At 71.2% G+C, this 20,526-nt stretch carries 17 protein-coding genes, 2 rRNA genes and 1 pseudogene; 6 read left to right on the top strand and 14 right to left on the bottom strand.

Features of this window, described 5'->3' with window-relative positions; all coding sequences use genetic code 11:
* Positions 1-77: 77 nt before the first annotated feature.
* The 4 genes from SPR02S_RS22880 (at position 78) to SPR02S_RS22895 (ending at position 5,332) form a co-directional block, all read left to right on the top strand.
* Positions 78-1,880, top strand: coding sequence for a glycoside hydrolase family 15 protein (locus SPR02S_RS22880; RefSeq protein WP_019059330.1), 1,803 nt, complete (start codon positions 78-80; stop codon positions 1,878-1,880).
* A gap of 56 nt (positions 1,881-1,936) precedes the next feature.
* Positions 1,937-2,146, top strand: a complete 210-nt coding sequence (locus tag SPR02S_RS22885) for a DUF6243 family protein (protein ID WP_019059331.1) — start codon at positions 1,937-1,939, stop codon at positions 2,144-2,146.
* Between the two features lie 113 nt (positions 2,147-2,259).
* Positions 2,260-3,642, top strand: a complete 1,383-nt coding sequence (locus SPR02S_RS22890) for an FAD-binding oxidoreductase (RefSeq protein ID WP_019059332.1) — start codon at positions 2,260-2,262, stop codon at positions 3,640-3,642.
* Positions 3,643-3,685: 43 nt separating this feature from the next.
* Positions 3,686-5,332 (top strand): PucR family transcriptional regulator, encoded by a 1,647-nt coding sequence (locus tag SPR02S_RS22895; protein WP_019059333.1) that lies wholly within the window; start codon positions 3,686-3,688, stop codon positions 5,330-5,332.
* A gap of 11 nt (positions 5,333-5,343) precedes the next feature.
* Here the strand turns inward: SPR02S_RS22895 and SPR02S_RS22900 are convergent, their stop codons facing one another.
* The 6 genes from SPR02S_RS22900 to SPR02S_RS22925 form a co-directional block, all read right to left on the bottom strand.
* Positions 5,344-6,483 (bottom strand): glycosyltransferase family 4 protein, encoded by a 1,140-nt coding sequence (locus SPR02S_RS22900; RefSeq protein WP_019059334.1) that lies wholly within the window; start codon positions 6,481-6,483, stop codon positions 5,344-5,346.
* A gap of 438 nt (positions 6,484-6,921) precedes the next feature.
* Positions 6,922-7,671: a hypothetical protein gene (locus tag SPR02S_RS22905; RefSeq protein ID WP_019059335.1), complete on the bottom strand. Its 750-nt coding sequence runs from the start codon at positions 7,669-7,671 to the stop codon at positions 6,922-6,924.
* A 177-nt stretch (positions 7,672-7,848) separates the two neighbouring features.
* Positions 7,849-9,567, bottom strand: coding sequence for a DNA repair protein RecN (gene recN, locus SPR02S_RS22910; RefSeq protein WP_043258436.1), 1,719 nt, complete (start codon positions 9,565-9,567; stop codon positions 7,849-7,851).
* A gap of 124 nt (positions 9,568-9,691) precedes the next feature.
* Complete coding sequence (locus SPR02S_RS22915; protein ID WP_019059337.1) at positions 9,692-10,597, bottom strand: NAD kinase; 906 nt, start codon at positions 10,595-10,597, stop codon at positions 9,692-9,694.
* On the bottom strand, positions 10,594-11,409 hold the full coding sequence (locus SPR02S_RS22920) for a TlyA family RNA methyltransferase (RefSeq protein WP_026150798.1): 816 nt from the start codon (positions 11,407-11,409) through the stop codon (positions 10,594-10,596). Before SPR02S_RS22920 ends, SPR02S_RS22915 begins: the two co-directional genes overlap by 4 nt.
* A 14-nt stretch (positions 11,410-11,423) precedes the next feature.
* Positions 11,424-11,735 (bottom strand): hypothetical protein, encoded by a 312-nt coding sequence (locus SPR02S_RS22925; protein ID WP_026150799.1) that lies wholly within the window; start codon positions 11,733-11,735, stop codon positions 11,424-11,426.
* A 42-nt stretch (positions 11,736-11,777) separates the two neighbouring features.
* Between SPR02S_RS22925 and SPR02S_RS22930 the strand changes: the two genes are divergently transcribed.
* On the top strand, positions 11,778-12,125 hold the full coding sequence (locus SPR02S_RS22930; protein WP_019059340.1) for an SCP2 sterol-binding domain-containing protein: 348 nt from the start codon (positions 11,778-11,780) through the stop codon (positions 12,123-12,125).
* 5 nt (positions 12,126-12,130) lie between these two features.
* Here the strand turns inward: SPR02S_RS22930 and SPR02S_RS22935 are convergent, their stop codons facing one another.
* Genes SPR02S_RS22935 through SPR02S_RS22950 form a run of 4 tightly spaced genes read right to left on the bottom strand, consistent with a single transcriptional unit; the run spans position 12,131 to position 16,219 of the window.
* Positions 12,131-13,039, bottom strand: a complete 909-nt coding sequence (locus SPR02S_RS22935; protein ID WP_019059341.1) for an ABC transporter ATP-binding protein — start codon at positions 13,037-13,039, stop codon at positions 12,131-12,133.
* The gene (locus tag SPR02S_RS22940; protein WP_019059342.1) at positions 13,036-14,091 is read right to left on the bottom strand and encodes a FecCD family ABC transporter permease; all 1,056 of its coding nucleotides are present in this window, start codon (positions 14,089-14,091) and stop codon (positions 13,036-13,038) included. The genes SPR02S_RS22935 and SPR02S_RS22940 overlap by 4 nt, the downstream gene beginning before the upstream one ends.
* A complete protein-coding gene (locus SPR02S_RS22945) occupies positions 14,088-15,131 on the bottom strand; it encodes a FecCD family ABC transporter permease (protein WP_026150800.1) in 1,044 nt (347 codons plus the stop codon). The genes SPR02S_RS22940 and SPR02S_RS22945 overlap by 4 nt, the downstream gene beginning before the upstream one ends.
* Positions 15,132-15,190: 59 nt before the next feature.
* Positions 15,191-16,219, bottom strand: a complete 1,029-nt coding sequence (locus SPR02S_RS22950; RefSeq protein ID WP_019059344.1) for an HAD hydrolase-like protein — start codon at positions 16,217-16,219, stop codon at positions 15,191-15,193.
* 72 nt (positions 16,220-16,291) lie between these two features.
* Between SPR02S_RS22950 and SPR02S_RS22955 the strand changes: the two genes are divergently transcribed.
* A complete protein-coding gene (locus SPR02S_RS22955; RefSeq protein WP_019059345.1) occupies positions 16,292-17,584 on the top strand; it encodes a DUF1015 domain-containing protein in 1,293 nt (430 codons plus the stop codon).
* Positions 17,585-17,666: 82 nt separating this feature from the next.
* Here the strand turns inward: SPR02S_RS22955 and SPR02S_RS56150 are convergent, their stop codons facing one another.
* The 4 genes and pseudogenes from SPR02S_RS56150 to SPR02S_RS22975 form a co-directional block, all read right to left on the bottom strand.
* Positions 17,667-18,533, bottom strand: a complete 867-nt coding sequence (locus tag SPR02S_RS56150) for a tetratricopeptide repeat protein (RefSeq protein ID WP_019059346.1) — start codon at positions 18,531-18,533, stop codon at positions 17,667-17,669.
* A gap of 111 nt (positions 18,534-18,644) precedes the next feature.
* Positions 18,645-20,048, bottom strand: a pseudogene (locus tag SPR02S_RS65975) (hypothetical protein); the annotation flags it as partial.
* A gap of 147 nt (positions 20,049-20,195) precedes the next feature.
* A 5S ribosomal RNA gene (gene rrf / locus SPR02S_RS22970) occupies positions 20,196-20,312 on the bottom strand.
* A gap of 106 nt (positions 20,313-20,418) precedes the next feature.
* Positions 20,419-20,526: ribosomal RNA gene (locus SPR02S_RS22975) — 23S ribosomal RNA — on the bottom strand; the annotation flags it as partial.

Consider the following 20,526-nt stretch of genomic DNA (forward strand, 5'->3'; position numbering starts at 1 on the left):
TACAAACGATCCCTTGACCGCACACAGCGACCGCCCCTTTTTCGTGGGGCGACGTGGCCGTTCGACTGGAGTTGCACGTGGCCGGGCGCATCGAAGATTACGCACTCATCGGAGACATGCAGACCGCTGCCCTGGTCTGCCGGGACGGGACGGTGGACTGGCTCTGCCTGCCCCGATTCGACTCCCATGCCATCTTCGCCGGTCTGCTCGGCACCGAGGAACACGGCTTCTGGCGGCTGGGCCCGGCCCATGCCGCCGACGCGCCGCCGCCCATGGCGGCCCGGCGCGGCTACCGCGGCGACTCGCTGATCCTGGAATCCGAGTGGGACACCCCGCGAGGCACGGTCCGCGTGACCGATTTCATGCCCCCTCGCGACGGCGCCCCCCAGCTGATCCGCATCGTGGAGGGCATCTCCGGCCGCGTCCCGATGCGCTCGGCCCTCCGGATGCGTTTCTCCTACGGCCGGGTCGTCCCCTGGGTGCACAAGCACGAGGGCCGCACGGTCGCCGTCGCGGGCCCCGACTCCGTGTGGTTCGACACATCGGCGGAGACCTACGGCAAGCAGCTCACGACGTACGCCGACTTCACGGTCGCGCCGGGTGACCGCATCGCGTTCACGATCTCGTGGGAGCCCTCGCACAAGCAGCCGCCCGCGCTCCCCGAGCCGGAGCAGTCGCTGGAGGCCACGGAGGACTTCTGGCGCGACTGGGTCGACCAGTGCACGTACCACGGCCCGTACCGCGAGGCGGTGGTCCGCTCCCTGATCACGCTGAAGGCGCTGACCTACGCCCCCACGGGCGGCATCGTCGCCGCACCCACCACCTCCCTCCCGGAGGAGATCGGCGGCGTCCGCAACTGGGACTACCGCTACACCTGGCTCCGCGACGCGGCCATCACCCTCTCCTCGCTCCTGCGCACCGGCTACCGCGAGGAGGCCCGCGCCTGGCGCGAGTGGCTCCTGCGCGCCGTCGCCGGCGACCCGGAGAACCTGCAGATCATGTACGGCATCGCCGGCGAGCGCGAGCTCGGCGAGGCGGAGCTGGACTGGCTGCCGGGCTACGAGAACTCGGGCCCGGTCCGGGTCGGCAACGGCGCCGCGCACCAGCTCCAGCTGGACGTCTACGGCGAGGTCACCGAGGCCCTGCACCTGGCCCACATGACGGGCCTGGCCCGCAACGACTACGCCTCCCTCCTCCAGCTGAAGCTGATCCGCTACCTGGAGAAGCACTGGGACGAGCCCGACGAGGGCATCTGGGAGGTGCGCGGCCCGCGCCGCCACTTCGTGCACTCGAAGGTGATGGCCTGGGTCGCGGTCGACCGCACGATCAAGCTGATCGAGTCGGGCGACGCGGACGGCCCGCTGGAGAAGTGGCGCGAACTGCGCGACGACATCCACCGGGACGTGTGCGAGCGCGGCTACGACAAGGAGCGCAACACCTTCACGCAGTCGTACGGCTCGAAGGAGCTGGATGCCTCGCTGCTGCTCATCCCGCAGATGGGCTTCCTGCCCCCGGACGACAAGCGCGTGATCGGCACGATCGAGGCGATCCAGCGCGAGCTGTCCACGCCGGACGGCTTCATCCTGCGCTACCCCACCTCGGGCACGGACGAGGGCGTCGACGGCCTCCCCGGCGACGAGGGCGCGTTCCTGGCCTGCTCGTTCTGGATGGCGGACGACCTCGCGATGATCGGCCGGGTCGACGAGGCCCGCAAGCTCTTCGAGAAGCTCCTGTCGCTCCGCAACGACCTGGGCCTCCTCGCCGAGGAGTGGGACCCGCGCCTGCAACGCCAGGTCGGCAACTTCCCGCAGGCCTTCAGCCACGTCCCCCTGATCGACACGGCGCTGCGGCTGACGGCTTCAGGGGCCTACGGCGGCTGACACCGGCGCCGGGGTGATGAATCCGCGGACCACTTGACATCACTACCGGGAGAATCATGACCGTCAGCAAGAACATCAACAACCCCGTGGGCCAGGGCGGCGGCAAGCGCAAGAAGCAGTCCCGCGCCGAACGGCAGAACCACGGTCCGCACCGCAACCTCGACCGCCAGGGCGCGGCCGACCAGAAGGCGGAACTCGTGCGCAAGATGCGCGAGAAGGCAGCCGAGGCCGCCGGGCAGACGGGCGACGACACCGCGAAGAGCTGACGCCCGGCCGATCCTTACGGCTTGGTGACGTGCGGCGGCCCAGCGCGACCGCCGTACGTCACCGGCCTAGGCTGGGAGCGGACAAAAGCCCCTTTTCTGAAAGGGGGGCGGCCATGGCTTCCCTCTCGACGGCGAGCGCGGCTCTGACCGCGTTGCGCGAGGATCTGGTCGGCGACGTGTTCGCCCCGGGGGATCAGGGTTACGACGACGCCCGAGTCGTCTACAACGCGATGATCGACCGGCGTCCCGCCGTGATCGCCCAGTGCGTGGACGAGGCCGATGTCGTACGGGCCGTGCGCTTCGGGCGCGAACTGGACCTGCCGATCGCGGTGCGCGGCGGCGGCCACAGCGTCGCGGGCATGGCACTGGGCGACGGGGCGCTCGTCGTGGACCTGCGCCACATGCGCGAGGTCACGGTCCATCCCGCGGCCCGGGCCGTACGGATCGCCGGCGGGGCCACCATGAGTGAACTGGACGGCGCGACCCAGGAACACGGTCTCGCCACCACCGGCGGCCGGGTCTCCACCACCGGTGTCGGCGGCTTCGTCCTGGGCGGCGGCACCGGCTGGCTGGACCGCGCCTTCGGTCTCGCCGCCGACAACCTGCTCGGCGTCGACCTGGTGACCGCCGATGCGACCGTGGTCCACGCGAGCGCCGAGGAGAACCCGGAACTCTTCTGGGCCCTGCACGGCGGCGGCGGAAACTTCGGCATCGCCACCGCGCTCACCCTGAGACTGCACGAGCTGCCCGAATTCTCCATCGCCATGGTGATGTACGAGCCCGAGCACGGCCCCGACGTCGTCCGCACCTACCGCGAGATCATCGGGACCTGCCCGCAGGAGGCGAGCGGCGGAGTCATCTATCTGACCGCCCCGCCCGAGGAGTTCGTCCCCGAGCACCTGGTCGGCAAGCGGCTGTGCGGCGCGCTGATCACCTACGTCGGCGCCGAGGAGGACATGCGCAAGCTCGCCCAGCCGCTGCTGGCCCTGCCGCACGAGATCGAGATCGTCACCGCCCTGCCCTACGCCATGTTCCAGACGATGTTCGACGATCCGCCGGGTATGCGGAACTACTGGTCGGCCGAGTATCTGACGGGCGCGCCCGACGAGTTCACGGACGTCTTCTGCGCCCTCGGCGAGAGCATGCCGGTCCCCACAGGCACCCAGCACGTGCTGTTCCCGCAGGGCGGCGCGATCGCGTCCGGACCCGCCGAGTACCCGCTGCCGTTCCGGAACGCGCCCTGGGCCGTGCACCCCTTCGGCATGTGGGAGGACCCGGCGGACGACGAACGCTGTATCGCGTGGGTCAGGGACGTCCAAGCCCGGGTCCAGCCATGGAGCACCGGCGCGGCCTACCTCAACTTCATCGGCGACGAGGGCACCGACCGGGTGACGGCGGGCCTGGGCGCCGAGAACACCCGGCGGCTCGCGGCGGTGAAGCGGGAGTACGACCCCGACAACGTTTTCCGCTTCAACCACAACATCGGGCCGGCCTAGGCCGAGATGTGCAGAGGGCATCCGCGCAGGTACCGTCCGCTGCATGGACAGCCGTACGGACAGCACATTCGACAGCCAGGGCGCCGGCATCACCGTTCAGCGGGCGCTGGAGCTGCCCGGGCTGCGCAGTGGGCTGCCGGAGATCCTGGCGGGCGCCGACCGGCTCCAGCGGACCGTGCGCTGGGTGCACGCGGGCGAGGTCCCGAACATCGCCTCCCTCCTCAAGGGCGGCGAACTCCTCCTGACCACGGGCTACGGCCTCGGCACGCGCCCGGCGGAGCAACGCGCGTTCGTCCGCACCCTCGCCGAGCGAGGCATCGCGGCCCTGGTCGTCGAACTCGGCCCGCGCTTCGACCGTCTCCCCGCCACCTTGGTCGAGACGGCTCGCGCGACCGGCCTCCCCCTCGTCCAGCTGCACCGCGAGGTGCCGTTCGTCGCGGTCACCGAGGAGATCCACACCGAGATCGTCAACGGCCACTACGCGCTGCTCCAGCAGGCCGAGGAGGTCCACCGCCGCTGCACGGAGGCCTTGCTCGGCGGCGGCGGGATCCCCCAAGTCCTGGGCATCCTGGCCGACTTCAGCGGCAACCCGGTCTTCCTGGAGACCCCGGACGGCCAACTCCTGTACGCGGCAGGGTCAGGACCTGAGGGCGCCGACCCGCTCCAGGTGTGGGAGGGGCTGCGCGGCCAGCACAAGGACGCCTCGCCGCCCGCCGGTTCGGTGATCGTGGAGGTGCCCGGCGGCGGTCCCGGTACGGGTTCGGTGCGGGCGCGGATCGTCCTGCTTCCCGTACGGGGGCCGCTCGCCCCCGTGCACCGCATCGCCGCCGAACGGGCCGCCGACATCCTGGCCGTGGTGCTGATGCAGGCCCGCCAGGAGGAGGAGCTGGCGGCACGCGGACGCGGCGACTTCCTCACCGACCTCGCCGAGGGCCGCATCGCCGCCGAGGACGCCCCGGCACAGGCCCGCGTACTGGGCTTCAAGCCCGGCACCAGCCCGCTGCTGCCCGTGGTGATGCGGCTGGGCGACGCCCTGGCCGCCCCCGGCGGCGGCTGGGCGGTCCTGGCCCGCGCGGTCGCCGAGGAACTGGCCTCGGTGGGCGTCCCGGTCCTGCTGGGCGTACGACCGGTCGAGGGCCGCGTCCCACTCCTCCTCGGCCTGCGCTCGGAGTCGGAGCGATCGGCGGTCGCGGATCGAGTGGCGGCGGCGCTGCGAGCGGGAGTCGAGCGGGCCGGCATGCAACGCCCGGGCGCACAGCCGCCGATCGTGGTCGTCGGGGTGGCCGGCGGCTGGGCGGCGGCGTCGGCGGGGCTGCGACACGCGGCCGATACGGCGACGGCTGCACAGGGCCTGACCGACCAACCCTGGTACGACGCCCGGCGCCTGGACATCGAGCTGCTGCTGTGGCGCCTGCGCGACCATCCCGACCTGGCGGCCTTCGTGGACCGCGCGATCGGCCCGCTCCGCGACCACGACAACCGCTCCAAGCCGCCGCTACTGCCCACCCTGGAAACGTACTTGGCCCATGCGGGCCGCAAGGCGGAGACCGCCCGCGAGCTGCACCTCAACCGGCAGACCCTCTACAACAGGCTCGCCCGCATCGGGGAGTTGCTCGGCACGGACCTCGAAGACCCGCAGACGGTACTGGCGTTGAGCCTGGCGCTACGGGCCCGCAGGCTCGTCCCCTGAGGAGCCGTTTCTCAGGTGAACGGCAGCGGCTGGGTCAACTCGTCGTAGACGCTCAGCACTTGGGCGACGGTCTCGTCCTCGGTGGGCCAAGTGGCCGCCTGTCGGGCGCCCTTCTCCCGCAGCAGTTCCCGGCGTTCGGGGTCGCGCAGCAGTCCGGTGACGGCGTCGGCGAGGGCCTTGGCGTCGCCGTAGGGCACGAGTTCGGCGGCGTCGCCGACGAGTTCGGGGATGCCGCCGACGGCGGTCGCGACGAGCGGCACGCGGGCGTGGAGGGCTTCCTGGGCGATCACCGAGCGGGACTCCCAACTGCTGGGCAGGAGTGCGAGATCGGCGGCGGCGAGCAGGTCGCCGACATCGTCGCGCCGTCCGATGAGCCGCACCGGCAGTTCCTCGTCCTCGATCCGGCGCTGCAACTCGCCCCGCAGCGGCCCCTCCCCCGCGATCACGAGCAACGGCGCCGGATCGAGACGGCACCAGCCGCGCGAGGCGTCCAGGAGCGTGTCGTAGCCCCGCTGCCGGTCGAGCGAGCCGACGGCGAGGAGCAACGGGCGGTCGGTGGCGCCGAGTTCGGCCCGGAGCTTGGGGCTCAGCGGATCGAGATCTTCATGGTCCGCGACGGCCCGGCGCGGCCCCGGCAGTGCGACGGCGGCGAGACGGGCGTCCCGGGCGCCGGTCCGCCGAGCCCTGTCGACCAGATCGGACGTGGTCCCGAGGACGACGACGGCGGCCTTCACGACCCGCCGCTCCAGCAGCCGCAGCAGGTGTGCCCGGGCCCCTTCGGCATGGGCGCGGTTGTGCCACGTCACGACGAGCGGGGTACGGCGACCACTGAGCGCGAGGACGGCGCGGAAGGAGGCGTGCAGGCCGTGCGCGTGGACCAGGTCGGCGTCGGCGCAGGCCGCCCGCAGCGCGGCGACGGAGGCCGGGTCGCTGCTGCGCGGCACGTGCACGTGTTCGGCACCGGCGCCCGTGAAGTCGTAGGTGTGATCGGCTTCGACGGGGGCGCACACCGTCACCCGCACGCCCCGTGCGACGAGCCCGGAGGCCAGGGAGCGCACATGCGCGCTACTGGCGGCGTTGCCTCCGCCGAGCACCTGCACGGTGCGCAGCGGCGACTGGCCGTGCGGTGAGTGGCTGCTCACGGGGGTCACGTGGCCGGGGCTCCTGGTTCGGCGACGGGCGGTCACGAAGAAAAGTACAGAAGGATCGGGCGGAGGGGGTGTACCGCACGCTTCCTACGCGTTCCGTCTCAAGGATGCCAGCACGTACGGGTGTTCCGGCAACGCCGGAAGGTGTGGGGGCTGTGCGGAAGGGCAACAGGGGCGCGGGGATCACCCGTACGAGTGAGGGGGAGGGGGGTCTGTGGTGGATGAGGCGGGAGGGGTGCAGCGGGCCGCGTCCCAGGGAGCACGCTCACAGACCACCCAAGCCTGCCCCGTCCAAGAAGGCCCGCTCACAGACCACCCAAGCCCGCCCCGTCCAAGAAGGCCCGCTCACAGACCACCCAAGCCCGCCCCGTCCAAGAAGGCCCGCTCACACACCACCCGAGCCCGCCGCCCACCCACAGCTCACCTCACCTCACCGCCCCCTCACAACGCCCGCGCCAGCGCGCTCACCCGGTCTCCGTAGACCGCCGCAGCCACCACAGCGGCGGCATGCGCCACCAGCCCCGCCCGCCCGTTGCCGGCGACGACGGCCGCGCCGAGTGCCGCGCCCAAGGCGTGTGCCCCCGTGTCGCCGAGCATCGTCCGCTCGCCGAGGTCGTCCGGGAGCACCGCACCGGCGGCACCGATCGTGGCGGCGGCCAGTTCCGCGCCGGGACCCTGGCGCACCAACCCCGGTGCGGCGAGGGCGAGTACGGTACCGGCGGCCCGACCGGGGCGTAGGTCCACGAGGTTGACGAAGTGCGCCGCACCGGCGATCACGACCCCCGCGAGCACCTTGTCGAGAGGCCGCTCCTTGAGCAGCGCCCCGGCGACGAGTCCAGCGGCCGAAATGCCGAACAACTTGACCGCCCCGCTGGTGACTTCACCCTCCCGGAGCGCGGAGAGATGTGCCCGGAACCCGCGCCGGGGATCGCCCGCGCCGACGACATCGTCGTAACCACCGCAGACGCCCGCCACGAGAACCGCGAACCCGGCGGCCGGGCGGACGCGCGCGGCGGCGAGGGCGGCTCCGGCGACGGTGGCCGGGGCCGCGTACAGGTCGACGGTCCGGCCGGCGTGGTTCTTCCGCTCCCAACCATCACCAAGTCCCTTGGCGCGCAAGGCGACCAGGGTCGAGCGGGTGACGGCCGCGGCGAGGCCGAAGGAGGCGGTGCGAGAGGTGCGTACGGTCATCCGGCCACTCTACGGAGCACCACCCCGCACCCCTACGGAACGGCCCGTCAGTCGTCCGCCCGGGCCGTCTCCGAGCCCTCCGGGCCGGCCGGCATCCGGGACAACTCCCGTACACCGTCCTCGCCTTCGAGAACCCTCATACCGGAACGGGCAACGGCACCCCTACGAAGCGGCCTGCTATCCGTCCGCCCGCGCCGTCGCCAGCAACTCCTCCGCATGCGCCCGCGCCGTCTCCGAGTCCTCCTGGCCGGCCAGCATCCGGGACAACTCCCGTACGCGGTCCTCGCCTTCGAGGACCTTCACGCCGGAGCGGGTGACGGACCCGTCGTTGGTCTTCTCGACCAGCAACTGCCGGTCGGCGAAGGCGGCGACCTGGGGCAGGTGCGTGACGACGACGACCTGCGCGGTCTTCGCGAGCTTCGCGAGGCGCCGGCCGATCTCGACCGCCGCCTTGCCGCCGACGCCGGCGTCGACCTCGTCGAAGAGGTAGGTCGGGACGGGGTCGGTCCCGGCGAACACGACCTCCACGGCGAGCATCACGCGCGACAGCTCACCGCCGGACGCGCCCTTGGCGATGGGCCGCGGCGGAGCGCCGGGGTGCGGGGCGAGGAGCAACTCGACCTCGTCGACGCCCGAGGGGCCGTAGGCGACCGCGCGCCCGCCGACCTCGACGCCCTCCGGGTCCTCGGTCTGCCGGATCTCGAACGACACGCGCGCGTGCGGCATCGCGAGGGAGGCCAACTCCGCGGTCACCGCCGCGGCGAAGCGCTCGGCGGCCTCCGTCCGCGCGTCGGTCAACGCCTGGGCGAGGCCGCCCAGTTCACCGCGCAGCGCGTCCCGCTCGGCGGTCAGTTCGTCGATGCGCTCGTCGTCGCCGTCGAGTTCGGTGAGCCGGGAGGCACCCTGCTCGGCGTACGCGAGCACGGCGGTGATGTCAGCGCCGTACTTCCGGGTGAGCGCGTTGAGGGCGGCCCGGCGCTCCTCGACCGCGGCCAGCCGCAGCGGATCGGCGTCCAGGTCGTCGGCGTACCCCGCCAACTCCCCCGCCACATCGCCCAGAAGGATGCCGATCTCACCGATCCGGTCGGTGAGCGAGGCCAGTTCGGAGTCGTGCGACCGTACGGCCTCCAGGGCCCGCTGCGCACCCGCGACGAGGGTCGCCGCGTCGATGCCCTCGGGGTCCTCGGGGTTGCCGGCGAGCGCGGCGTGCGCGACCGTGGCGGCGGACGCCAACGCCTCGGCGTGGCCGAGCCGTTCGGCCTCGGCGGCGAGTTCGACGTCCTCACCGGGACGCGGCTCGACGCCCGCGATCTCGTCCAGGCCGTAGCGCAACATGTCGGCTTCCTGGGCCCGTTCACGCGCGCGCGTGGTGATCTCGTCCAGCTCGACGGCGACCGCGCGCAGCCGCCGGTAAGCCTCCGCGTACTTGGTGAGCGGCCCGGTGACGGCGTCCCCGGCATACCGGTCGAGCGCCTGCCGCTGCCGGGACTGCTTCAACAGCCCCTGTTGGTCGGTCTGCCCGTGCACGGCGACCAGCTCGTCGGCCAGCTCCGCGAGCACCCCCACAGGCACGGACCGCCCGCCCAGGTGCGCCCGGGAGCGCCCTTCGGCGGAAACGGTACGGCTGATGAGCAGCGTCCCGTCCTCCAGCTCGGCACCGGCCTCCTCGGCGCGCAGCACGGCGGAGCCGCCGGGAGGCACGGAGATCCGCCCCTCCACGACCGCGTTCTTCGCCCCGATCCGCACCAACGCCGGGTCAGCCCGCCCACCCAGCAACAGCCCAAGGCTGGTGACGACCATGGTCTTACCCGCACCGGTCTCACCCGTGACAGCGGTGAACCCCGGCGACAGTTCGACGACAGCATCGTCGATGACTCCGAGCGACCGTATCCGCATCTCTTCCAGCACGGTGAAGACCTTACGAGGTAGGGAGGGAGAAGCGCGAGGCGCCCTGTCACCCGGGGGAGTGTCCCCACCTGTTTTTAGGGGCGTGGGGGCTGGTCGCCCCCACGCACCCGCACTACTGAGGAGCCCCCCGCCACCCCGAAACAGGCAGAGCGAACTTCGCAACAAGCCGATCCGTGAACGACGCATGGTGCAGCCGAGCCAGCCGCACAGGCACAGCCCCTCGCCGAACCTCAACCCGAGCCCCGGCAGGCAACTCAACAGTCCGCCGCCCGTCACACCACAAAACCCCCGGGGGGATATGCGGCAACACCTCAACGGCCAGCACAGAATCCGGCGACGTAACCAACGGCTTCGCGAACAACGCATGCGCACTGATCGGCACCATCAGCAACGCCTCGACCTCAGGCCACACCACAGGCCCACCCGCGGAGAAGGCGTACGCGGTAGACCCGGTGGGCGTCGCACAAACGATCCCGTCACACCCGAACCCCGTGACCGGCCGCCCGTCGATCTCCAGCACGACTTCGAGCAACTTCTCCGCGCCGGCCTTCTGCACCGCCGCCTCGTTCAGCGCCCAGTCCGTATGCACGATGTTGCCGTTCTTGTGCACGACGACATCGACGGTCATCCGCTCCTCGACCTCGTACGCCCGCGTGACCACCCGGTCCACGACCTTGTCGAGATCGTCCCGCTCCGCCTCCGCGAGGAACCCCACGCTGCCGAGGTTGACGCCGAGCATCGGCACCCCGGACGCCCGCGCGAACTCCGCGCCGCGCAGCAGCGTGCCGTCGCCACCGAGGACGATGAGCAGCTCGCAGCCCTCAAGGCACTGCGGGGTGGCCTCGGTGACCGTCTCCACCTCGTCCGGGAGCGGCAGGTCGCGTGCCTCGTACTCCAGGACACGCACTCCGATACCGGACTGGAGCAGCCCCTTGACGACCAGCTCGGCACTCCGGATGGCCGCAGGGCGACCCGTGTGCGCGAGCAGGAAAACAGTACGAGCTCGGTTCTGTGTCAACGCGGCCCCTCCGCCACTGCACGGTCAACATCGGCCGGGTCAAGTTCGGGTGCGCCGGCCCGCAGCCACAGAAAGTACTCGACATTCCCGGAGGGCCCGGGCAGCGGGCTGGCGGTGACGCCCTCCACCCCGAGCCCCAGTTCCGCGGCCCGCCGGGCGACACCGCGTACGGCCTCGGCCCGGAGTTCGGGGCTGCGTACGACACCGCCGCTCCCCAGCCGTTCCTTCCCCACCTCGAACTGCGGCTTGACCATCATCACCAGGTCCGCGTCCGGCTTCGTGCACCGCGCCAGGGCGGGCAGCACCAGCCCGAGCGGGATGAAGGACAGATCCCCCACGACTAGATCCACAGGCTCCCCATCGATCGCTTCAAGCGTCAACTCGCGTACGTTCGTACGGTCCTTGACGGTGACGCGTTCATCGCTCTGAAGAGACCACGCGAGTTGTCCGTACCCGACGTCGACCGCCACGACCTGCGTGGCACCCGCCCGCAGCAGCACATCGGTGAAGCCTCCGGTGGACGCGCCGGCGTCCAGCGCCCGCCGTCCCTCGACGACGAGACCCTGCGGTACGAAGACCTCCAGCGCGCCCGCGAGCTTGTGGCCGCCCCGCGAGACGTAGTCGGGGTCGTCGTCATCCGCTACGACGACGATGGCCGCCGCCGTCTCCACCTGGGTGGCGGGCTTGGTCGCGACGGTCTTGCCGACGGTGACCCGGCCGGCGGCGATCAACTGGCTCGCGTGCTCCCGCGACCGCGCGAGCTTCCGTCGGACCAGCTCGGCGTCGAGACGTCGGCGTGCCACTCCTGCCACGTTCGGTTCAGCTCCTAGTTTCCGTACGGCGATGGGGGCGCCGGAGGTCCCGGGCGGGCGTCGAGCGCGGTGAGCGCGTCGCGCAGCCCCCGGTGTACATCCTCGTACACCTCGACATGCCCGTCCGTGGCGAGGTGGTCGGTGTCGGCAAGCCGCCCGAGCTGGGCGTCGACGTCGGCGTTGCCGCTCGGCGTGCGGTCCACGTTCAGGGGCGCGGGGGCGGCCGGGTCGTCCGTGGGCTCCGCCTCCACGACGGCCTCCGGAACGCCCGCCGGAACACCCTCCGCTACGGCCCCGACCTCGGCCTCGGGCAATGAGTCGCTCATGCCCAGACGCTACCTCGTAGGCCTGGGGTACCGTCGATCACGATGGCAACGATCGAAGAGTGCCGCGTCGCACTCGAGAAGCTCTCGGACAACATGCAGAAGGCCGATGGGGATGTCCGCGCCGCCGCGGCCATGGACCGTTCGGTCAGCTGCCGGATCACCGACCTCGACGTCACCTTCGTCGGCCGGCTCACCGGCGGCCGCATCGTGGTGGACGAGACCGTGCAGGGCCTTCCGGCGGAGAAGGCCCAGATCAGGCTGATCATGGCGGGCGACGACCTGGTCGCCATGGTCGACGGCGGCCTGAACTTCGCGAAGGCCTGGGGCTCGGGCCGGGTGAAGCTGGAGGCCAACGTGTTCGACCTGTTCCGCCTCAGGAAGCTTCTGTAGTCGCCTCAGGGAGCTTTTGTGGCGGCCACCTTCCGGTGGTCGGTCCGCGCCTGTGCCGTACGTGCCTTGCGCGCCGCCGGCACCACCAGCGGCGTCCCCGTCTCCGGGTCGTCGATGACCTGGCAGCGCAGCCCGAAGACCTCCTCGACCAGTTCGGCCGTGACGATGTCGCTCGGCGCGCCCTGCGCGATGACCGCGCCCTCCCGCAGCGCGATGAGGTGGGTGGCGTACCGGGCGGCGTGGTTGAGGTCGTGCAGCACCGCGACCAGCGTGCGGCCCTGCTCCTCGTGCAGCTCGGCGCAGAGGTCGAGGACGTCGATCTGGTGCTGGATGTCCAGGTAGGTGGTCGGCTCGTCGAGCAGCAGCAGGGGCGTCTGCTGGGCGAGCGCCATCGCGATCCACACGCGCTGCCGCTGTCCGCCGGACAGTTCGTCGACATAGCGATCGGCGAGCTCGGCGACTCCGGTCTGCGCCATCGACTCCTGTACGACCCGCTCGTCCTCCTGGGACCACTGGCGCAGGATGCCCTGGTGCGGGTACCGGCCGCGGCCCACGAGGTCGCCGACCGTGATCCCGTCGGGCGCGATGGACGACTGCGGGAGCAGGCCCAGGGTGCGGGCGACCTTCTTCGCCGGCATCGACTGGATGACCTGGCCGTCGAGCAGCACCCGGCCCTCGTTCGGCTTCAGCATCCGCGACAGGGCGCGCAGCAGCGTGGACTTGCCGCACGCGTTCGGGCCGACGATCACCGTGAAGGAGTTGTCGGGTATCTCCACCGACAGCTCGCGTGCGATGACGCGCTGGTCGTAGGCGAGGGTGACGTTCTCGGCGGACAGGCGGTTCACGGTGCTCCTTCGATTGTTCAGCCCGCTGCTGAGGCCGCTCTGGTCGTTCTGGTTGCCCTGGTCGCTCATATCCGGCCCGCCTTGCGCTCGGTGACCAGGAGCCACAGCAGGTAGACCCCGCCGAGGACTCCGGTGACCACGCCCACGGGCAACTGGTCGGCGCCGAACGCCCGTTGGGAGGCCCAGTCGGCGGTGACCAGCAGAGTGGCGCCCATGCACAGCGAGGGCACCAGGTTCGGACCCGGCGAACGGGTCAGGCGCCGGGCGAGCTGCGGCGCCGTGAGCGCCACGAAGCCGACCGGTCCGGCGGCGGCGGTCGCGGCCGAGGTGAGCAGTACGGCGGCCACCATCAGCAGTAGCCGTACGCGCTCGACGCGCACTCCGAGGGCGTACGACACGTCGTCGCCCATCTCCATCATCCGCAGCCCGCGCGCGTTGGCGAGGACCAGCGGCAGCAGTACGGCGCAGAGCGCGAGGAGCGGCCAGACCTGGGTCCAGTCACGGCCGTTGAGGGAGCCGGTCATCCAGACGACCGCGCGGGCCGCGTCGACGAGGTCGGCCTTGGTGATCAGATAGCCGTTGACGGCGGTGACGACGGCGGAGACGCCGATGCCGACGAGGACGAGCCGGTACCCGTGCACCCCCTGCTTCCAGGCGAGCAGATAGATCGCGAGCCCGGTGACCAGACCGCCGACGAGCGCCCCGAGGGTGACGGCGGTCGCGCTGCCGGAGAACAGCACGATCATGACGAGCGCCCCGGCCGTCGACCCCTGCGAGAGGCCGAGCACGTCCGGACTGCCCAGCGGATTGCGGGAGATGGACTGGAACAGCGCTCCGCCGAGCCCGAGCGCGGCACCGACAAGCAACCCGACGAGGACGCGCGGCAGCCGCAGCTCGTTGACGATGAACTCCTGACCCGCGTCACCGCCCCCGAACAGCGTCTTGAGCACATCACCGGCCGGGATCGGGAAGTCCCCGGTACCGATCAGCACGACGCTCGCGGCGAGCGCGCAGACCAGGAGAAGGACGACGACCGTGAAGGCACGGAGGTCGAGGCGGAGGGAGAGGCCGCCGGTCCGTACAGCTCGCGTACGGAGAGCCTGAGTTGATGTGGCCGTCACAGCTGGGCCGTCCTCCGCCGTCGTACGAGATAAATGAAGACCGGACCGCCGATGACCGCGGTGACGATGCCGACCTGGAGCTCCGCGGGCCGCGCGATCATCCGCCCGAGAACGTCCGCGCCGAGCAGCAGCACGGGCGACAGGATCGTGGCGTACGGCAGGATCCAGCGCAGGTCGGGCCCGGTGAACGAGCGCACCACGTGCGGCACCATCAGGCCGACGAAGACGATCGGCCCACAGGCGGCGGTCGCCGCCCCGCACAGCACGGTCGCGGAGAGCATGGCGAGCGCGCGGGTCCGGTTGAGGTTGGCGCCGAGGGCGCGGGCGGTGTCGTCGCCCATCGCGACCGCGTTCAGCGGCCGGGCGAGCAGCAGGGCGACGACCGTGCCGACCGCGAAGAACGGCGCGACCTGCGTGATCGTCGATCCGGTGGCCGAGGCGAGCGAACCGACCGTCCAGAAGCGCATCTTGGAGAGCGCCGCGTCGTCCATGATCATGACGGCCTGGAGATAGCCGTAGAGCGCGGCGCTGATCGCGGTACCGGCGAGTGCGAGGCGCACGGGTGTGGCACCCCGGCTGCCGCCGAGGAACCAGACCAGCGCCCCGACGACGGCGGCGCCCGCGAAGGCGAACCAGACGTAGCCGCTCAGAGACGTGACACCGAAGTAGGTGATGGCGGTGACGACAGCGGCGGAGGCGCCGGCGTTGATGCCGAGCAGGCCGGGGTCCGCGAGGGGGTTGCGGGTGAGCGCCTGGAGGACGGCTCCGGAGAGGCCGAGCGCGGCACCGGCGAGCAACCCGAGGACCGTACGGGAGATCCGGTCGTCGACCACGACGTCCGCGTACGTCCCCGAGTCATGGAACAGGCCGTGCCACACATCCCCCAACGGCAGCGATTTCGCGCCGATCGCGATGCTCGCCAGGGCCACGAGCACCAGGAGCGCCACGGAGGCGAAGAGCCCAAGGACACGTATCGCCCGGCGGGTTGGGGGCGCGGGGGCGGTCTCCGCGCGCTGTTCTGGGGGACTGTCGACCAACACGTAGTTAGGTTAGCCTACCCTCGCATGCGATCTGGAGGCCGCGTCCCGGCTCCCTCAGGTCACAGACCCAGTCGCGCCAGCGCCTTCTCCCCGTCCAGCGCGCAGGAACCGTCCCCCGCCGCCGTCCAGGCCGCCGCGCAGAGCGCCCGGAGCCCGTCCAAGGGCTCACCCTCACCGTCGAGTTCCAGCCGGTCGCGGCCCGCCGTCGCGGTCCAGCCACCGCACCGGAAGCCGTCTCCGGCCTCGGTGACCTCGGGCTGCCCGGTGAGCATGCCCCGCAGATCGGCGTCGACGTACGTCGGCCGGTGCTGCGGCGGCGCGGCGAGGAGCTGCGCGCCGTCGGTCACACCGGTCAGGACGAGCAGCGAATCGACCTCCCCGTTGAACGCCCCCTCGATGTCCGTGTCCAGCCGGTCCCCCACGACCAACGGCCGCTCGGCGCCGGTCCGCAGAATCGTCTCCTTGTGCATGGGCGGCAACGGCTTCCCCGCCACCTGCGGCTCGGCCCCGGTCGCTATCCGTACGACCTCGACCGCCGCGCCGTTGCCCGGTGCGATGCCGCGCGCGCTCGGGATGGTGAGGTCGGTGTTGGACGCGAACCACGGCACCCCGCGCGCGATGGCGTAACAGGCCTCCGCGAACCGCCCCCACGCCAGGTCCGGGCCGCCGTACCCCTGCACGACCGCCACCGGTTCGTCCTCCGCCGAGTCGACAGGCTCAAGTCCGCGCTCGCGCAGCGCGACCCGCAGCCCCTCCCCGCCGATCACCAGCACCCGGGAGCCCGCCGGCACCTGCTCGCTGATCAGCCGGGCGACGGCCTGCGCGGAGGTGATGACGTCGTCGGCACCGGTCGGTATCCCCAGCTCGGTGAGATGCTCGGCCACCGCGTCCGGCGTCCGCAGCGCGTTGTTGGTGACGTAGGCGAGCCGCATCCCGCCCGCGCGGGCGGTGGCGAGCGAGTCGACCGCGTGAGCGATCGCGTTGCCCCCCGCGTACACCACCCCGTCGAGGTCGAGCAGCGCCGTGTCGTACGCCTCGCTCAGGGCCCGGGCACTGCCGTCGGGGCTCGTCCTGACGCTCTGGCTCATTCCACATCGCTCCTCGTTCGATCGCTTTCACCCGATCATCCCGCATGCCACTGACACACGTACGATGCCGGGATGAACACCGCAGGTCACTCGGAAGCAACGGAGCGCCGAGGCCTGGAACTCACCCCGTTCCGAGGCCTTCGCTACGACCCCGACCTGGTCGGCAGCCTGGCCGCCGTGACGTCCCCACCGTACGACGTGGTCGTACGCCCCGACGGCCTGCACCACCTCCAGGACTCCGACCCGCACAACATCGTCCGGCTGATCCTCCCGCAGGCCGTCACCCCGAGCGCCCGCAACGAACAGGCCGCGGACACCCTGCGCCGCTGGCTCTCCGAGGGAGTCCTCACCACCGACCCCGAGCCCGGCCTGTACGTCTACGAACAGCGCGACGGCAACGGCCTGTTGCAGCGCGGCGTCATCGGCGCCCTGCGCCTGTCGGACCCCTCGGAGGGCGTGGTCCTGCCGCACGAGGACGTCATGCCGCATGTGGTCGCGGACCGCGCGGCCCTCATGCGCGCCACCTCCGCGAACCTGGAACCCCTGCTCCTGACGTACCGGGGCAACGGCTCACCGGCCGACACGACGACGGTGGTCGAGCGCATCGCCGAGCACCCCGCGCTCCTGTCGACGACTACGGAGGACGGCTACAGCCACCGCCTCTGGTCGGTCACCGACCCCACCGACCTGGCCCGCATCCAGTCGGACCTCGCCCAGCACCAGGCCCTGATCGCCGACGGCCACCACCGCTGGGCGACGTACCGACGTCTACGCGCGGAGCACCCCTCCCCCAGCCCCTGGGACTACGGCCTGGTCCTCCTCGTCGACACGGCCCGCTACCCACTCCGCGTCCGCGCGATCCACCGCCTCCTGCACGGCGTCCCGGTGTCCGACGCCCTGACGGCCCTCGACGGCCTGTTCCGCGTCCAACACCTGGAAGTGCCCCTCCCGGAAGCCCTGGAGGCCCTGGCCGACGCGGCCTGCGCGGGCAACGCGTTCCTCCTCGCGGGCGACGGCGCCTTCCACCTGGTCGACCGCCCGGACCCGGACCTCCTGGCCCGTACGATCCCGGCCGACCGCCCCACGGCCTGGCGCACCCTGGACGCCACGGTCCTGCACGCCACCCTCCTGGACCACGTCTGGCTCATCCCCGAGGACGACCCGGCCCGCATCGCCTACATCCACGACACCGCCGCCACGGTCCGCAAGGCCGAACGCGACGGCGGTACAGCCGTGTTGATGCACCCCGTCCGTGAGGAGGTCGTACGCGACCTGGCCCGCCAGGGCGTCACGATGCCCCGCAAGTCGACGTCCTTCGGCCCGAAACCGGCGTCGGGGCTGGTGCTGCGCGCGCTGGACATCTGAGACGCCGCGACCGACTCCGAAGACGCGAAAGGGCGGGACCCCAGGGTGCTGGGTCCCGCCCTTGTCACTTCACTGACGTAGGTCAGTTCTTGTCGTCGTCTTCTTTAAGAAGGACATCTTCCTTGACGACGTCTTCCGCACTCTCGGCGCCAGCTTCGACCTCGATCCCGTCGTCCTCGATGCCGTCCTCGACGTCGTCGTCCTCGTCCTCGTCGTCCAACTCGTCGACTACGGAGACGTCGTCCCGAGGCTCGACCTCGACCTCGTCATCGACCTCGGTCTCAGCGTCCATCACGACGACGGTGTCGCTGTCGTCCTCGTCCTCGTCCTCGACGAACGCGTCGACGAACTCGACACCGTCCATCGCGGCGAGGCGGTCCGACGCGTCCGTGCTGTCGTCCTTGTCGGACTCCACGGCCTTGACGAACCACTCCCGCGCCTCGTCCTCACGCCCGGCGGCGAGGAGAGCGTCGGCGTAGGCGTACCGCAGGCGCGCGGTCCACGGCTGCACGGTGTTCGAGGCCAGCTCGGGGCTCTGCAACGTGACGATGGCCGCGTCGAGCTGGTCCATGTCACGTCGGGCACCGGCCGCGACGAGCCGCATCTCGACCTGCCCGGCCTTGTCGAGCTTGTGCACCTCGGGGGCCCCGGCCATGTCCAGCGCCTTCTCGGGCCGCCCGAGCCCACGCTCGCAGTCGGCCATCACCGGCCACAGATCCACGCTGCCGGTCATCCGCCGCGCGGCCCGGAACTCGGCCAGCGCCTCGCTGTACTTCTGGTTCGCGTACGCGGCGAACCCGGCCGCCTCACGTACGGCGGCGACGCGCGACGCCAGTCGCAGGGCGATCTTGGAGTAGGCGTAGGCGCCCTCGGGGTCCTCGTCGATGAGCCGGGCGACCATCACCAGGTTCTTCGCCACGTCCTCCGCGAGCCCCTTCGGCAGACTCATCAACTCCTGCCGTACGTCCTTGTCGATCTCCTCGCCCGTGACGTCCTCGGGGATCGGCAGCCGCTTGATCGGCTCACGGTCGCGGTCACGCTCCCGCTCGTCACGGAACCGGCCACCACCACGCCTGTCGTCGTCACGGCGGAACGCCGGCCGCTCACCCCTGCTGTCATCCCGACGGAACCCTCCGCCTGCGGGACGTCCTCCGCGCTCGCCACCACGGTCATCGCGACGGGGACCGGACGGGCGGTCGTCACGACGGGGACCGGCGGGCCGGTCATCCCGACGCGGGCCTGCGGAACGGTCGTCACGCCCACGGAAGCCACCACGGTCACCGCGGTCGTCGTCACGCCGGAAGGCGGGACGCTCGCCCCGGTTGTCGCTGCGGTCGTCACGGCGGAACGGAGGCCGCTCACCACGGTTGTCATCCCGGCGGAAGGCCGGACGCTCACCACCACGGTCATCACGACGCGGCCCGGACGGACGGTCGTCACGACGGGGGTAGCTGCCCCGGTCACCGCGGTTGTCGTCCCGCCGGAAGGCAGGACGGTCACCGTCACGACGATCGTCCCTACGGTCATCACGACGGAAGGGCGGACGCTCGCCACCCCGGTTGTCGCTACGGTCATCACGCCGGAACGGCGGACGCTCACCACGGCTGTCGTCGCGACGGAAGGCCGGACGATCGCCGCCGCGGTCATCGCGACGGGGGCCGGCGGGCCGGTCGTCACGACGCGGAGCCGCGGAACGGTCGTCACGACCACGGTAGCCACCGCGATCGTCACTGCCACGGCTGTCGCTACGGCGGTCATCGCGACGGTCGTCACGGCGGGGGTAACTGCCACGGTCACCGCGGTCGTCGTCACGCCGGAAGGCAGGACGCTCGCCCCGGTTGTCGCTTCGGTCATCACGACGGAACGGCGGACGCTCACTGCGATTGTCGTCGCGCCGGAAACCACCACCGCCACCGCGGTTGTCGTCCCGACGGAACGGCGGACGCTCGCTCCGGCTGTCGTCGCGCCGGAAACCACCGCGATCGCCACGGTTGTCGTCGCGACGCTCGCCGCCACGGTTGTCGCTTCGGTCATCACGCCGGAACGCGGGGCGCTCACCGCGGTTGTCGTCCCGCCGGAACCCTCCGCCTGCGGGACGTCCTCCGCGCTCGCCACCACGGTCATCACGACGCGGGCCGGACGGACGGTCATCGCGACGCGGGCCTGCGGAACGGTCGTCACGCCCACGGAAACCACCGCGATCGCCATCGCCACCACTACCGGCACCACCACTACCGGCACCGCCACTGCCGCGGTCGTCGCGGCGCGGGGCGCCACCACGGTTGTCGTCACGACGGCCGTAGCCACCGCGATCGCTGCTTCCGCTGCCGCTGCCGCCGCGGTCGTTTCCTCGATCGTTGCTACGGCTCGGGCCTCCGCGGTACCCGCCACGGTCGCCGCGGTCACCACTGTCCCGTCGCCGCTCGTCGCGCTCCGGTCGGTCCTCGGGAGAGTTGGTGGACATCGGTGACTCCTGTCTTCGGTACCGCAAGTCATTCTCGCGCAGCCAGCTACTCGGCGCGCTCCGGACTGTGTTTCTGAAAGTTTCTGGAAAAACAAAAGGACCCCTGATTCCAGCGTGAACGCTGGGACCAGGGGTCCTCCAAATATTGTTCGGCGGCGTCCTACTCTCCCACAGGGTCCCCCCTGCAGTACCATCGGCGCTGTAAGGCTTAGCTTCCGGGTTCGAAATGTAACCGGGCGTTTCCCTCACGCTATGACCACCGAAACCCTAATGGTTTCGAGCGAACAAGCACACTTTTCTGTTGTGTGGTTCAAGCTCTAGCCGACAACTGTTCGTTGTCTCAGAACTAACACAGTGGACGCGAGCAACTGAGGACAAGCCCTCGGCCTATTAGTACCGGTCACCTCCAGCGGTTACCCGCCTTCCAGATCCGGCCTATCAACCCAGTCGTCTACTGGGAGCCTTAACCCCTCAAGGG

The sequence above is a fragment of the Streptomyces prunicolor NBRC 13075 genome (assembly GCF_000367365.1).
GTDB lineage: Bacteria > Actinomycetota > Actinomycetes > Streptomycetales > Streptomycetaceae > Streptomyces > Streptomyces prunicolor.

What these genes read in the sequence shown, in the direction of transcription:
- SPR02S_RS22885 (WP_019059331.1), top strand. Translation starts at nt 1,937, where the DNA reads ATGACCGTCAGCAAGAACATCAACAACCCCGTGGGCCAGGGCGGCGGC.
- SPR02S_RS22890 (WP_019059332.1), top strand. Translation starts at nt 2,260, where the DNA reads ATGGCTTCCCTCTCGACGGCGAGCGCGGCTCTGACCGCGTTGCGCGAG.
- SPR02S_RS22895 (WP_019059333.1), top strand. Translation starts at nt 3,686, where the DNA reads ATGGACAGCCGTACGGACAGCACATTCGACAGCCAGGGCGCCGGCATC.
- SPR02S_RS22905 (WP_019059335.1), bottom strand. Translation starts at nt 7,671, where the DNA reads ATGACCGTACGCACCTCTCGCACCGCCTCCTTCGGCCTCGCCGCGGCC.
- recN (WP_043258436.1), bottom strand. Translation starts at nt 9,567, where the DNA reads ATGCGGATACGGTCGCTCGGAGTCATCGACGATGCTGTCGTCGAACTG.
- SPR02S_RS22925 (WP_026150799.1), bottom strand. Translation starts at nt 11,735, where the DNA reads ATGAGCGACTCATTGCCCGAGGCCGAGGTCGGGGCCGTAGCGGAGGGT.
- SPR02S_RS22930 (WP_019059340.1), top strand. Translation starts at nt 11,778, where the DNA reads ATGGCAACGATCGAAGAGTGCCGCGTCGCACTCGAGAAGCTCTCGGAC.
- SPR02S_RS22935 (WP_019059341.1), bottom strand. Translation starts at nt 13,039, where the DNA reads ATGAGCGACCAGGGCAACCAGAACGACCAGAGCGGCCTCAGCAGCGGG.
- SPR02S_RS22950 (WP_019059344.1), bottom strand. Translation starts at nt 16,219, where the DNA reads ATGAGCCAGAGCGTCAGGACGAGCCCCGACGGCAGTGCCCGGGCCCTG.
- SPR02S_RS22955 (WP_019059345.1), top strand. Translation starts at nt 16,292, where the DNA reads ATGAACACCGCAGGTCACTCGGAAGCAACGGAGCGCCGAGGCCTGGAA.
- SPR02S_RS56150 (WP_019059346.1), bottom strand. Translation starts at nt 18,533, where the DNA reads ATGAGTCTGCCGAAGGGGCTCGCGGAGGACGTGGCGAAGAACCTGGTG.